Origin of the sequence: Arenibacter sp. F20364, from assembly GCF_023015905.1 — a bacterium.
Classification (GTDB): domain Bacteria; phylum Bacteroidota; class Bacteroidia; order Flavobacteriales; family Flavobacteriaceae; genus Arenibacter.
Window position 1 is genome coordinate 37,177 of sequence record NZ_JALKBD010000028.1, and the last position, 14,553, is coordinate 51,729.

Here is a 14,553-nt window from a genome sequence, read left to right on the forward strand (position 1 = left end):
CTTTTGATCAAGGCACCAAGGTGGGCATCATCTTTTTGGCACCAACGAGATTTCATGGCTTGTTAGAACTATACATAATCCTTTTGCTATTTTTTGCCATGAACTAGCAAAGCCTGTGCCATTGAGAATGTCAAAGACAAGGCCACAATTATAAATAGCATAAAATCAATACATTAAAAAAAAATTAAACACTTCGATTTAAATAGTTTTGGGGAGTTTCTCCCCAGTTGAGAAAATATTCCCCAGTGATTATTCAATTTTTTACGAAGCATTTTGCGGTAGATACGGAAGACTCATGCATTGTTGGCTCGGAAAGGATAATCGTCTTCTCATTACCATCTACTGCATTGCTTTTTAAATAGTAGAAATATTTTTTATGTTAGGATGGGTCGCTAACTTGTAGTACTTGGTCAATTCATCAGAAAATCCCTATTCACTGTTAGTAGTCATGGTAAAGTAGTATGGCTTGGCTGTACAATATAAACTACCTCGGGGCCGTCTGTCTGCCAACAAAGGCAGGCCCGCGAAGCATTTAAAAAACCCTTAATTTAGATTTCGACGCCCGCCTTAACGGAACGGGCAGTATAAGCTTTAATAGGTCTATAGATAATTCCAAGGCTGATTGTTTTTCCTGCAAAGATCAGGCTCCTATTTCAATTCACACACAACTTTTGGGATTGATCCCTTTAAAATCCCCAAATCCCTTGCTCAAATAAATTAATTTAAGAGATAGCGAATTCAAGCTCCCTTACCTTAACAAATTTATTTGTGGGTAAATGCAATCCAAGGAACGGACTTTTTACAAAAACAGTCAACATTACTTGAAAAAGAATTAATGCATCAGCCCAACGAGATAATCCCTTGACTAGCAAAATTTTAATTTTTTTTACTTTAACTTTGATGGACCCACATCAACGTTTTTATGAAAAACCTGTTAGTCAATATTAAAAAGTATATATCCCCACTTTTTAATACTAGGGCAGCTGGAATTTATATATTACTATTCGCTTTGTCCATAGGAGTAGCCACATTCATAGAAAATGATTTTGGCACCAGTGCTGCCCAAAAAACCATTTTCAAGTCTTGGTGGTTTGAACTATTGCTTCTTCTATTTGGTATTACGATCATCGTGAATATTTTCAAGTTCCGAATGATCCCCCAAAAAAAATGGCCCTTGCTACTTTTTCATGGTGCCATAATTATCATTTTGCTCGGAGCAGGAATAACCAGGTACCTCGGTTTTGAAGGGATTATGCACATTCGCGAAAATACTGCTTCCTACAATTTCCTTTCTTCCAATACTTTTTTAAAGTTTGATGTAAGCCAAGATGGCCAAAATTATAATTTCGACGAACCAGTCCTTTTTGCTTCCCTAGGGAACAACAACTGGAACGGGTCCTATTTAATTGGCAATGATTTGATAAATGTTCAAGTAAAAAAATTTATCCCCAATCCTAAACAAATACTTGGCCAAAGTATTGATGGGAAACCAACGCTTCAGATTGTAATGGCAGGAGCCAACGGGAGGGAAGAGTATTTTATCAATGAAGGCCAGACCAAACGTATAAAGAACCTCATTTTCAATTTTAAGGACACCCAATTGCCAGATGCCATTAATATTGCTTATAGAAACGATTCCATTTTGTTCGCTTCCGATAGAACATTTTCAAGAACCGTTATGGCCACACAGAAGAAGGACACCTTATATCCTTCCCAAAATTATAGTCCCTTATTGCTGCGCTCACTTTATTCTGACGGGGCGAACAATATAGTCTTTTCCAATTTCGATAAAAATGGAAATGTCCGTATCGAATCTGAAGATCCCAAGGTAAAAAATGAAAGTCTCACTGCCCTTTTGATGGATGTTTCCGTAAACGGAAAAACCCAAGAAACACTTGTCTACGGTAGCAGGGGCATGGGAGGTAGGCCCGAATTGCTTAATTTTGAGGGTTTAAGCGTATCCGTTTCCTATGGTTCCAAAGAAATACAGCTCCCTTTTTACATTAAGTTGAACAAATTTATTTTGGATAAATATCCCGGTACCAACAGTGCCTCCTCCTATGCTAGTGAAGTTACCTTGGTGGATGACAAGAACAATGTGAACATGGATTATCGAATATTCATGAACAACATTTTAGACTATGATGGTTATAGGTTTTTCCAATCTTCCTTTGACAAAGATGAAAAAGGCACCTATTTAAGTGTAAACCACGATTTCTGGGGCACTTGGATTTCCTATATTGGATATGCATTGTTGACTATAGGCATGATATGGACATTGTTTAGCAGAAATACCAGGTTTTATCAGGTTACTCAGAAAATCAAGAAACTACGTGCCAAGAGCGGTACTTTCATCTTCCTATTATTTATTGCTACAACTTCCTTTGCCCAAAAAACACAGGATGATTCCTTTGTTAATCATACAGTTTCCCTGGAACATGCCAATGAATTTAGCCATTTGGTGGTACAGGATTTTAAGGGCCGAATGAAACCAGTTCATACCCTGTCCCGAGAAATCATGCGTAAATTGGCACGCAAGGAAAGTATGCACGGCTTAACCGCTGACCAAATTATTCTGAGTGTTTTTACCAATAAACAGGAATGGTATGGTATACCCCTCATTAAACTGGGCAAGCATGAAGACATTAAAAAGAAACTCAGTGTAGAAGGTGACTATGCTTCCTATAAGGACTTTTTTGATACCAATGGAAAATATAAATTGCGCGATGAAATGCAAAGAATCTATGGCTTGGAGCCCATTGATCAGGGTGTTTACGAGAAGGAACTTCTAAAAATAGACGAAAGGGTCAATATTATGAGTATGGCCTTTTCGGGTACCTTACTTAAAATAATTCCAAATCCCGAAGATCCCAATAATACCTGGCTTTCCAATACCTCCCATAACCACGGTGCCAACGATGGGCACAACCATGAAGTTAGCACTGCCGACAAATTTTTTAGTGCTTATACCTCGGCATTAAAGGAGGCAATAAATTCAAAAGACTACAAAAATGCGGATCATCTTTTAGAGGAGCTTAAAGCCTACCAGACCAAAAACGGGGGGGGAATAATGCCCTCTGAAGCAAAGATCAATGCCGAGATTTTATTGAACCAACTAAATGTGTTTACCCGCCTGGCCATAAGCTATATTTTTTTGGGACTCGCATTATTATTCTTTTTGTTCCTATCCGTTTTTAAGCCGGATGTAAAGTTAAAAAAAGTATACTTGCTACTATTCTCATTGGTCCTCATAGGTTTCGCCTTTCATACCATAGGACTCGGTTTGCGCTGGTACGTTTCCGGAAGGGCACCATGGAGCAACGGATATGAGTCTATGATCTATATTGCCTGGACATCCACCTTGGCAGGAATTTTATTTACCAGAAAATCCTTTGGTGGACTGGCTGCAACTATGGTTTTGGCCGCTACAATTCTTTTTGTTTCAACCCTAAGTTTTCTTGATCCCGAGATTACGCCTTTGGTTCCCGTATTAAAATCCTATTGGTTAACCATCCATGTTTCTTTGGAAGCAGGTAGTTACGGATTTTTGATGTTGGGAGCTATTATTGGATTGATCAATTTGATTTTGATGGTTTTCCTTAAGGAAACCAACAAGGCACGAATTAAGAGAATTGTTCAGGAAATGTCTTACATCAGTGAACTTACATTGATCGGTGGACTATTCATGGTTAGCATTGGTACTTATCTGGGTGGTGTTTGGGCCAACGAATCTTGGGGTCGATATTGGGGCTGGGATGCTAAGGAAACATGGGCCTTGGTAACCATTCTTGTATATGCTTTTATTTTGCATATGCGCATTATTCCAAAGCTCACCGGACTTTTTGCCTATAACGTGGCTACTATTTTTGGCCTGGCCACGGTTATCATGACCTATTATGGGGTCAACTATTATTTATCCGGTTTACATTCTTATGCCACCGGAGATCCGGTGCCCATCCCGAATTGGGTTTATGTAGTGGTAGTTTCCATAATTATAATCGGCAGTGCGGCCTATTATAAAAAGCGGAAGTATCCAGTGATTTCGTAGAGGAGTTAAGGTTATTGTACAAGTGTGCCATTTTCCAAAATCAAGTCATATGTATAGCCTGCCCCAAAATCCCGGTTGAGACTAACTACAGCTCTAATGGTAATTTTGGAACCCTCCGGAACAAAGGTATTGGACGTGACAACCAAATCATAATCGTTCTGACTACCATCTTGAACGTGGAGCCAATTACGTTCCATAATATTGGGGTTTACTTTAACACATGTTCCACTAATTTGGACGGTATGGCCTTCATACTTTTTAGGATCCTTTACCAGTTCAGAAATTTTTAAAGTACCCTTGTGCTCTACCAATTTTTCGGTATGTGTAGGGATGTCTTCCTTAGTTACCGCAGTTTGCTCCATCTTTGGGACAGTCGATTTTAAACCCCTTACATGTTTCGAATGGTCTTGGGACACCAAATTGGAAACCAGATATATAGTATCGAATTCCCGGTTGTATTCCTTGCTTTCAAAGTTGGTCTTTAACAGGGGTCTTTTATAAAAATATACCTCCCCTTTTTTGGCCTCTTGTTTTCGGGTTGCGATCCAGAACTGACCATTCCCTTCCTCTTTTACTTTGAGATATACATAGCGATTGGTCGGCAAAACCTCTTGCACTTCCACCTTATGAAGATCCTCATTGAACGAAATGTTGGAATTAGGAGTTACTTGAGTAGCGGGATTGGTGGTAAAGATTCCGCTCCCATTTTCCGAATCTTCGGTCTGGGTGGAGGGGGCAATAACTTTAGGGCTATTGTTGCAGCCCATTGCCAATAAACAACCCATCATCAATAATCCAAATTTATAAGAAGTTTTCATGTTTTAAAATTTTAAAATCGTTGTACGAGCCTGGAATAAATTCTATAATTATTTTCTTGATCGTAAGTGGTCATTTCTCCGGAGATGTTGAACATCAATTTTCGGTCTATGTAATAAGAAAGATTGGCTCCCACATAATGTTGACTTAGCGGATTTAAATTATTGGAATAATCATAATGCACAAATCTATAATAAAAATCAGCGTTCAACCTTCCATCCATATAGGAATTCGAATGCCGTATAGCGGCAACATTACTTTTCAAATAATTGGACTCATTCATGTTATAGGATAATGATAATCTTCCTCCGATGGCAGGAAGTTTTGAAAGGGTAATAAAGCCATAGATATTATCCGATCTATTCTCACTATTATTTTGGAACCGTTTGCTGTAACTTGCTCCAGCAAATATATTTTTAAAGGGCCTAAAATTAATCCGGGCACGCGCCCCTTGGCGGGCCATGTCATCATCCAAAAGTCGTTCTATCTCTGTCTGGAAAGTTTCATAGTACAAAATTCTTTTTCGTGAATCATAGGAAACCATCATATTGAATTTTCTGCTAAATCTGTATCGGACGGATAGATATAGATTGGTCAATCTAATATTATTACTGACCACTTCATTGAGTTTACTGTACAGGTCCATTTCGAGAGATGAAAACAGGTTAAGGTTCTGGAAAATGGTACTGGTATGTTGAAAATAAACATAGCGCCGATCTATTTCACCACTATTTTGCTGTTGAATGAATCCCAATGTGTTCTGGGAATAAAATGAAGCGCTTTCGGTCAGAGTACCTATATATCCCCCATATTGCAGCAAATTGGAATTAAATCCATAATCCAATATGTCCGGGCGAAATCCTGCAATGGCACCTAAGTATTGTTTCCCGAAGAATTTTTCTGCCTGCAGGCCATCTATGGCTCCCAAAGAGGATATTTTGGAGTTGATGTTCCTTCCCAAGGTAAGAGACAAAGTTGGTGTTGCATCGTAATGTGCAGCGAGATTATAAATTCTCAACAAACTATTTTTCAGATAGGATGAAGTATCCTTTAGGCCCAAAATACTCTGATAATTCAAATAGGTATTAAGCGAGAACTTTGACCCTTTAATATGTTCTGCATTCATCGAAAGACGCCCCACTAAACGATGTCGGTCATCCCTTTGGCTATTTATAGTATTGTAACTAGCGGCTGATACACTTCCCCTGATCGTTTCCTTATACAATGGCTTTTCCTCCAGTTCAATGATAGGCTCTATTACTACCTTCTTAGGTGTCTCCTCTTTTTTTTCGGGTATTTTTGGGGGTATTCGGTATATTACTTTATCTCCTTTTTGAATGGTACAGCCCTCGACTACAGTACAAACACATGAGGTGGTAGACTTGTTCTTAATCACCAAACAGGAATTATCTGTTCCTTCCAAACGCAATGAATCCCCAACAATTATAGCTCGGGTATCTTGAAATTTTACATAGATATTCTGTGTCGTAACAAACGAGACTTCCCCACTTAACAAGGGTGCAGGTACAGGATCCTGCCCATATATGTTGTAGGTTAAAGAAACAATGCTTATAAAGAAACTAACTTTAAATCTCATGTTCTTATTAATTACCATTGGGATGGCATTCTAGGCATGCAGTGCTTACATATTCATATCCATTTTCTTCTTTGTGTTTATCGTCCATTTCATTTTGCCCATGACACTGGAAACAGGAAAAATCCGCATAACTGGCCGGATTGGCATGACATTCCACGCAATCGTTCCAAACCTCTCCTTGCCTATGTTTTCCTGAATAAATAGGGAAATATTGTGCATCGTGGTCAAATGTTGCAGGCGTCCATCCAGGATTGGTAGTATGACAGGCCACACAATCGGTAGGGAAAGTGGCTGCCAGGTGATTGGGGTTGCTGGTTTGTTCATAATTATCCTGATGACAATTTACACACTCAGGAGAAGTATCCGAATAATTGGCCGTGGTATGGCACTGGGAACAATCCTGAATGTCATGCCCTTGGGTCAAGGGGAAAAAGTCATGGTTGATGGTCGCTGGGGTCCATCCAGGAGCAGTCGTATGACAGGAGGCACAGTCCGTGGAAAAGCCAGAAGCAGCGTGATTTGGGTTTTGGGTACCTGCATAATCGTCTTGATGGCAACTAACACATTCAGGTGATGCATCTGCATAATTTCCCGTAGTATGGCACTGGGTGCAGTCTTGAATATCGTGCCCTTCCGTAAGCGGAAAAAAATCGTGGTTACCAGCTCCTGCCGAATCCCATCCAAAACCTAGAGGATTATGGCATTCTATACAATCTGTAGAAAATCCCGAGGTTTCGTGATTGGGGCTCTGTGTACTGGCATAATCGTCCCTATGGCAACTAATACAATCGTTCCCAATCCTATCAAACCTTAAGGTCGTTTCCGAAGTGTGGCATTCTACGCAGCTAAGATTACCATGGGCTCCGATCAAAGGAAAACCATTTTCTTCGTGCAGTTCTGGAATATTGTCTACCAACCAAGTCTGGGAAGTATGACAACGAACACAATCGTTGCCCACCGATTGGCTGTGAATATCAACATGGCAAGAAACACAGTCCGTAGAAGGCACTTCATTAAAAACTAATGTACTGTGACAAAGTTTACAATCTACTTGGGCATGGGCACCTTCCAATGGGAATTCTGTTTTATCGTGATCAAACTGAAGCGCGTAATTATCAATAGTCCACCCCGAAGGATTATGGCATTTGGCACAATCCATTCCAAGCTGGTCACCATGAGGTGATTGCGCAAACAAATGCCAAACGCCCATAAGGGCAACTATTGTAAGTGACAGTCGATACATCTAAATTTCTGTATTTTGTATACTACTTCTACTTCTCCGTTAGCATTGGCTATCTCGTGACATGCACTACATTGAATTTTGGCATGTCTACCTTCCAAAGGAAAATTGGTCAAGTCGTGATTGAACGCTTCCGGGAACCAGCTTGAAGTGATATGGCAACGTTTACAATCGGTAACCCTGTCAATAGCAAAGGTGTCATCATGAATATTTTCATGACAGGTGGCACAATTACTCTCTAAATTAGCGAATTTTTGGCCCTTAATTGGTTCGTTCACAGTTAATTCGTTGAAATGACATGCCCTGCACTCCACCTCGGTATGTTTACCGGTTAATGGCCAATCTGTTTTGTTATGATCAAAATTCACGGAACTCCATGCATCATTGGCATGACAGCGCGTACAATCGTCGTTGGGGTAGTATTTTTCACTTATGTATCCCTCATGGACATCCTGATGGCAATCTACACAGTTGGCCCCCATATTTCGAAAAGTCCAGCGATCATCACCTTCGCTAACGTGACAGCTAAAGCATGGGGTCGCAATATGTGCCCCTTCCAAAGGAAATTCAGTTTCTTTATGCTGTTCCAAAGTAAATAGGCTATAATCAAAGCCTTTTTCCAAGGAATGGCATTGAACACAATCTGGCGAGACGCCGTTCTTTATGAATTCTCCCTTGTGATAGTCGACATGACAGTTGGTACATGCCCCAAAATCTATGGGAGTGGTGAACCTTTTTTTATGGCATTGTTTACAATCTACCTCTACATGTTTTCCTTCCAATGGATAATCGGTTACACCATGGTCAAAGAAATCCATCGAGCGAAGGGCCAAAAAGCTAGTCTCCCTATGACATTTTACACAGTCCGTTCCAAATTTACCTTCGTGAACGTCCTTATGACACTTTACACAACTATTCTCATTGATATTATTTCTGTCCTGAAAAGCTTGTAAAGGTTCACTGGACCGGGAATGACAACTGAAGCAGTCTGTCTTTTGATGGCTACCTTTTAAGGTGAAATCAGTAAGGTTATGATCAAATTGGTCCTGTCCCGAAAAGGTTGCAAAAGAGGTTTCAGTATGACACTGAGCACATTGACCGGGTATTTTGGCATCGTGGGGATCTTCGTGACAAGATATGCAATCCTCAAATGGTATATCAGTAAATTCTTGAAATTCCTTACCATTTTTGACGGTCATCTTATGACATTCAATACAATCTACCGTGGAATGTTCCCCGCTTAACTGAAAATCGGCTTGGTCATGATCAAATTTGGGTGCCGGTTTAAAGGCTTCCATATCATGACAGTCCACACAGTTGCTTGCCAAAGTTTTTTGATGGTAATCATCATGACACGATAAGCAGGTCTCATCCAAACCCAAATACGTTTTTTCCCTTTGTTTAAGATCGTTATTTACAATATTTTCAGATATGTGGCATTTCCTGCAATCGACCGTCTCATGGGCACCTGCCAATTCGTAACCTGTGCTTTCATGATCAAAAGCGTCCTCATCGAGGTGAATCATATCGAATTTTCTTCCGTGATGTTCACTATGGCATTGAAAACAATCCTGTTTTATAACATCGGTCTGACCATGCAGCCCTTGTTTTTTGTTGACCAAACTTTGAATTTCCTTATGGCATTCCAAGCATTTTTTGTCGGTAACCTTATTCCCCAAATCATGGCATTGGGTACAATTGGACATGCCTTCCAAATCGGCATGGGCCTTGGTCAGGTCACCAGGAGATATCTGGCCATATCCCATGTAGATGGTCAATAATACAAGTAGGGCGGTATATATGGAAATGGATTTCAAACCATTTATTTATGTTTTTTCATTACGTGTCCAAAACGTTTGGATATTTCTACCCCAGCGTTCTGTAAAAAGCTTGTTGGCAGTTCTCCCCCCGCAAAAATATACACTAGGTCATTCTCAATTTCGATTTCGATATCCTCATCTTCCAACTTCATCAAAACCGTATTATCGGCAATTGACACTAAGTTAGAATTAAATTCAACACGAATGGATTTATCGGACATCGACTGTTCAATTTTTTTCTTGTTCTTAGGTTTTAACCTAGAGAATTTATCTTTTCTATAGGAAAGGATTACTTCGTTCTCATCTTTTAATAGCAATGCCGATTCAATTGCCGAGTCTCCCCCTCCTACAACGATTATTTTCTTACGGGAAATTTGCTCCGGCTCCAGCAAACGATAGGCAACCTTTTGTGAATCTTCACCTGGAACACCCAATTTTCTTGGGGTACCCCGTCGACCAATGGATAAAAGCACTTGATTGCATAGGTATTCATCGCCAGTATTGGTCATTATTTTAAACACCTCATCATCAATAGGAACTATACTCTCCACCTTAATGTTTTCAATAATATTCAAATTGTGTTCGGAAATTACCGTTTTCCACAATTGTAATAATTCATCCTTGGAGGTATTGTACAATTTGGCTTTCCCATAAAGTGGCAAATCCATGGGAGCTGTCATTACGATTTTCGACCTTGGAAAAGTATAGACTGTTCCTCCCAAAGAATCCTGTTCAAGGGTCACAGAGCTAAGTTTATGCTCTTTAGCGGCAAGGGTGGCGGAAATACCCGCGGGACCAGCTCCTATAATTACCACATCCAATACATTTTCTTTGGACGGCTTTTTATTCTTGGCAATATTTTCCATAGCCTGCTGGCCTTGTTCCACACTGTTTTTTATAAGTCCCATACCTCCCAATTCTCCAGCAATGTACATGCCTTTGATATTGGTTTCGTAGTCCTCGTTAACATGTGGCAGTTCCACGCCCCTTGATTCTGTACCTATACGTAAAGTAATTGCTTCAACCGGACAGGCATGAAAACAGGCTCCATGGCCAATGCAATTTGAGGTATTGATTACTGTGGCAATACCATCAACAATCCCTAAGATATCTTTTTCCGGGCAAGCAGTAATGCAGGCACCACTGCCAATACAGGTACCAAGGTCGATATGGGGATACAATGAAATTGGTTCATAAAGTCCCTCTTCCTTCGCCACTTGAACCTTTACCTCGGTTTTGGCAGATTTTACTATTTTCTTCCTCAGATATAAAAAAATAATGACGGTACATAGAAGAAATACGGTACCATAAACTAGCAGCTGTTCCAGTAAAACTTCATCCATCGGAATAATATTTATTATTAAAACAACTGAAAGTTGTTATTCCCTACTTATAATTGGAACTTTTTCAATAAAAGTTACACTCGTCCAATTTTTATGACAATAAGCTGTAAAATTTAATACTTTTAACAACTCCCATTCCTAATTATTAGAAAATCCATCTATAGCCAAAAGCCAAGGTTACGGCCACATGAATAACCACAATGACAAGCATTATTATAGCAAAGGGCATGTGCACTACATGCCAATATTTAAAAAGTTTTTGCATCCTTTCCAGTCGCTTTATTTTTTTGGAAAGGGATATTTCTTGCTTGACCATTTTTAAAATACCTTTTCGATCTTCTTTGGGCAAATCACCTCTATTGAGCACTTTTCTCAAATAGCCCATCTTCTTTCCGCTGTCCAAGGTGTTTTCCTCTTTCATCAAATTGGAAATGATATCCAAGGTATTGGATTCCAAATGAAATTTCTGGTGTATAACAACCGCAAGATCGGTCTGCATACTCTTAACCTCGTTCATTGTCAATTGCCTACCTTCTATGGTCTTGGGAATCTGATTGTAAATAAATCTACCTACAACACCACTTAAAACAACGGCGACCATGCTCCAAAATGCCACGGAAACAATACCTCCAAATTTAAAAGCGGTATGAAAAAGCACTAGGACAGGACCCAAAGTGCAAAGAAAAATATGAAATTCCAACAGGTATTTAAGACGAATATATTTGGCTAAAAAGTTATATCGCTTTCTGGCGATGTAAATTGACACTCCAAATACTATCAAAAATGTACCAATAATTCCCAATCCTTGGCCATAAATCCCGCTAGGTTTAAACCAATTGTGTCTGGGGTGATAGAAACGTTCTTCCAAAGGGGTTCCATAGTAGGTATAACCTGTATAAAGAAGGTAAACAGTGACCAAAACGGTAAGGGTCACCATTGTAAAAATATATACCGTATGTACTGATTTATTCACTCTTCAAAGCACCTTTTGTAAGTGATAGTGCTATTGATTAAAACGGGTTTTTTTAGGAATTATTGGATTTCACGTAAGTATGTATTATTAACAATTGGAATTAGCACGGTATTGGACAAATAGGCATTCCCAAAATGTACCTGACAGCCATTTATATTAAACCGCTAAACCTTGTTACCCATCCCCTTAAGCACCTCTATTATTTCTGTGGGACCCATCCTTTCTGTATAATTAGCCTCAACATGTGCCTCTTCAATGATTTGGTTAGTATTTACTATGAACGTAGCCGGAACTGGTAAGGTTTTTAAACCTCCACCGTTCAAAACGGTCAAATCCCGCCGCTGGTGATAATCCTCTCCTGGATCGAACTGAAGGTTGTACACTTCTATCACTTCCTGATCTGCGTCACTGAGCACCTCATATTCGAGTTCATTTTTTTGAATAGCCGTTAGTGCATCATCCGGTTTTTGCGGACTTATAGCAATTAAGGAGGCACCATAAGACTTGATTTGGGGCAGGTGATTCTGTATTTCCCGAAGATCTAAATTGCATATAGGGCACCATTCGCCACGATAAAATTTTATGATCACAATTCCTGATTTTAAGGCTTCGGATAGTGATATATTTTTACCAGATGCATTGGGCAGACTAAAATTGGGCGCCCTATCTCCCTTAGAAAGCCCTTTTACTTCAGAAGCATTGGCGATAACCAACTTTTGAAAATCCTTTAATTCACTCATAAGAAACTATTTGAAGCGCAAAATTTTTAATAACAAAATCTGCGGACAGCCAAAAATAGTCATTTCACAATAGATTAGGTAAGCTATTGATAGTTATAGATGTCCTTCAATTTCTGTACTTCCCCATTTTCATCCAAAATATCCAGATCATAGCGTATTTGGACAGGGGTATTTAAGGGCGCATGGTAATAAATTATCCACGCATCTGCCTCGGTAACCCCAATACATCCATTGGAAGATGCCTTGCCCAATGTTTCTGGATTAGTCGTGGGATGTATCATCTGCCCGTTGCGAATACCATTAATTTCTGTTTCTATCCATGGAATGGTGGGCATTATGGTCGTTTTTTTGTCATCCCTTCTGGTCACATAAAACCGCTTGCCTGTAACTGGATTATAAAAACTGGGATCCCGCTCCAACCTTACAATCTTGCCTTTTCCTGTCTTGGTCCTTAGATCTGTAACGCGATCGCCCATGGCCAAATATCTTTTTCTGTCCTGTCCTACCCTGATCGGAAAGGTATATAACAACAAGGAATCTTGATAAATGCGGAGCCTATATTCGGGAATATTTACAACTATCAATGTATTTTCCATATCAGTAATAAGTTGCTTCCCCATTTCTGTATCCGGTATCAACAAAGAATCATTGGCCCTTAGTACAATCATTTTCCGTTGATCGTAAACAAAGGAATCTTTTGCCATTTGCCTATAATAATCCGTATTGGCCAAAGTATCCATTATCCAAGGATTGGCATGTACCAGCACATGTTCGGACAAAGAATAGGGCACCAAGGAATCGTACTGCTTAACCAAGGCATCCATATAATCAAAGTAATTGGCCACCCTAATGTCCCGATCAACATATGCCTTTAGGGGTCTGGCTTTCTTAGGGATATTCTTTTGCCGCACCACCTCTTTCCCAGGGGAAGGGCGTTTTGAATCGGAGAATCTTTCTGTGGAAATAGGTCGGTTAACATTACAGGAAACCATCAAAAGAACTAATAGCTGGAGAAGGATCACTTTCGATTTAACCATATTGGTAAAATTTGGTGTTATTTTAATCAAAACTAATACGGCTCAAAGAATTATAAAATGACATTGGTCACACCACACCATATGACATTCCTCATTTTAAGCCCTTTTCTTTCATGCTATCTTTGATGAAATAGACCCTTACAAAGGGATTTAGGTATGGGCAACACATCTACATTATTTAAAGGGGTGAAGGAATTTTTCGTAGAGATAGGGGATCTCTCCCATTTTGCTGCCCGATTTTTAAGGGAGGTCTTAAAACCCCCATTCGAGTTTAAGGAACTTATACGCCAATGCTATCAAATGGGAAATAGGTCCCTAATGTTGGTAACAGTAACAGGCTTTATTATTGGACTGGTACTTACCCTACAATCTAGACCCACCCTTATTCAATTCGGAGCTGTTTCCTGGATGCCCAACATGGTAGGAATCTCTATTGTAAGGGAAATAGGACCTGTAATTACCGCTCTTATCTGTGCGGGCCGAATTGCATCAGGGATAGGGGCCGAATTAGGTTCCATGCGGGTTACCGAACAAATTGATGCCATGGAAGTCTCAGGGACCAACCCCTTTAAGTATTTAGTAATAACGCGTATAATGGCCACCACTTTAATGCTCCCTATTTTAGTGCTTTATGGCGATTTGGTAGCGCTTTACGGATCGGCACTGGTAGAAAATTTAAAGGGAGATGTTTCCTTTCAACTCTATTTTAATACGGTCTTCGATGCTTTGTCCTTTAGTGACCTGGTACCGGCCACTATTAAATCGTTCTTTTTTGGATTTGCAATAGGATTGGTGGGCTGTTATAAAGGCTATTATTCCAAAAAAGGAACCGCAGGCGTAGGGATAGCGGCCAATACCGCCGTGGTCATGGCATCCTTACTTCTGTTTGTGATAGATTTTATAGCGGTATTTATTTCGGATATTTTTTATGAGCTTTAA

At 39.7% G+C, this 14,553-nt stretch carries 10 protein-coding genes; 2 read left to right on the plus strand and 8 right to left on the minus strand.

The genetic code is table 11. The features are described 5' to 3' along the window. Positions 1–922 precede the first annotated feature (922 nt). On the plus strand, positions 923–4,048 hold the full coding sequence (gene ccsA, locus MWU84_RS18795; RefSeq protein WP_246904511.1) for a cytochrome c biogenesis protein CcsA: 3,126 nt from the start codon (positions 923–925) through the stop codon (positions 4,046–4,048). An 11-nt stretch (positions 4,049–4,059) separates the two neighbouring features. Here ccsA and MWU84_RS18800 read toward each other — a convergent pair whose 3' ends face one another. The 8 genes from MWU84_RS18800 to MWU84_RS18835 form a co-directional block, all read right to left on the minus strand. Beyond that, complete coding sequence (locus MWU84_RS18800) at positions 4,060–4,866, minus strand: GW dipeptide domain-containing protein (RefSeq protein WP_246904514.1); 807 nt, start codon at positions 4,864–4,866, stop codon at positions 4,060–4,062. 11 nt (positions 4,867–4,877) lie between these two features. Then, complete coding sequence (locus tag MWU84_RS18805; protein WP_246904516.1) at positions 4,878–6,461, minus strand: hypothetical protein; 1,584 nt, start codon at positions 6,459–6,461, stop codon at positions 4,878–4,880. A 7-nt stretch (positions 6,462–6,468) separates the two neighbouring features. Beyond that, positions 6,469–7,704: a cytochrome c3 family protein gene (locus MWU84_RS18810; protein ID WP_246904519.1), complete on the minus strand. Its 1,236-nt coding sequence runs from the start codon at positions 7,702–7,704 to the stop codon at positions 6,469–6,471. Beyond that, positions 7,680–9,518, minus strand: coding sequence for a cytochrome c3 family protein (locus MWU84_RS18815; protein ID WP_246904521.1), 1,839 nt, complete (start codon positions 9,516–9,518; stop codon positions 7,680–7,682). Before MWU84_RS18815 ends, MWU84_RS18810 begins: the two co-directional genes overlap by 25 nt. A 5-nt stretch (positions 9,519–9,523) precedes the next feature. After that, positions 9,524–10,864, minus strand: coding sequence for an NAD(P)-binding domain-containing protein (locus MWU84_RS18820; RefSeq protein WP_246904523.1), 1,341 nt, complete (start codon positions 10,862–10,864; stop codon positions 9,524–9,526). Positions 10,865–11,009: 145 nt separating this feature from the next. After that, on the minus strand, positions 11,010–11,837 hold the full coding sequence (locus MWU84_RS18825; protein WP_246904525.1) for a hypothetical protein: 828 nt from the start codon (positions 11,835–11,837) through the stop codon (positions 11,010–11,012). 164 nt (positions 11,838–12,001) lie between these two features. Then, positions 12,002–12,577, minus strand: a complete 576-nt coding sequence (locus tag MWU84_RS18830; RefSeq protein WP_246904527.1) for a peroxiredoxin-like family protein — start codon at positions 12,575–12,577, stop codon at positions 12,002–12,004. Between the two features lie 83 nt (positions 12,578–12,660). Then, positions 12,661–13,614, minus strand: a complete 954-nt coding sequence (locus MWU84_RS18835; protein ID WP_246904528.1) for a L,D-transpeptidase — start codon at positions 13,612–13,614, stop codon at positions 12,661–12,663. A gap of 156 nt (positions 13,615–13,770) precedes the next feature. Here MWU84_RS18835 and MWU84_RS18840 point away from each other — a divergent pair, with 156 nt between their 5' ends. After that, complete coding sequence (locus tag MWU84_RS18840; RefSeq protein WP_246904530.1) at positions 13,771–14,553, plus strand: ABC transporter permease; 783 nt, start codon at positions 13,771–13,773, stop codon at positions 14,551–14,553.

Excerpts from the sequence above, each read along its gene's own strand:
- ccsA (WP_246904511.1), top strand. The coding sequence starts at position 923 with ATGAAAAACCTGTTAGTCAATATTAAAAAGTATATATCCCCACTTTTT.
- MWU84_RS18800 (WP_246904514.1), bottom strand. The coding sequence starts at position 4,866 with ATGAAAACTTCTTATAAATTTGGATTATTGATGATGGGTTGTTTATTG.
- MWU84_RS18805 (WP_246904516.1), bottom strand. The coding sequence starts at position 6,461 with ATGAGATTTAAAGTTAGTTTCTTTATAAGCATTGTTTCTTTAACCTAC.
- MWU84_RS18810 (WP_246904519.1), bottom strand. The coding sequence starts at position 7,704 with ATGTATCGACTGTCACTTACAATAGTTGCCCTTATGGGCGTTTGGCAT.
- MWU84_RS18820 (WP_246904523.1), bottom strand. The coding sequence starts at position 10,864 with ATGGATGAAGTTTTACTGGAACAGCTGCTAGTTTATGGTACCGTATTT.
- MWU84_RS18830 (WP_246904527.1), bottom strand. The coding sequence starts at position 12,577 with ATGAGTGAATTAAAGGATTTTCAAAAGTTGGTTATCGCCAATGCTTCT.
- MWU84_RS18835 (WP_246904528.1), bottom strand. The coding sequence starts at position 13,614 with ATGGTTAAATCGAAAGTGATCCTTCTCCAGCTATTAGTTCTTTTGATG.
- MWU84_RS18840 (WP_246904530.1), top strand. The coding sequence starts at position 13,771 with ATGGGCAACACATCTACATTATTTAAAGGGGTGAAGGAATTTTTCGTA.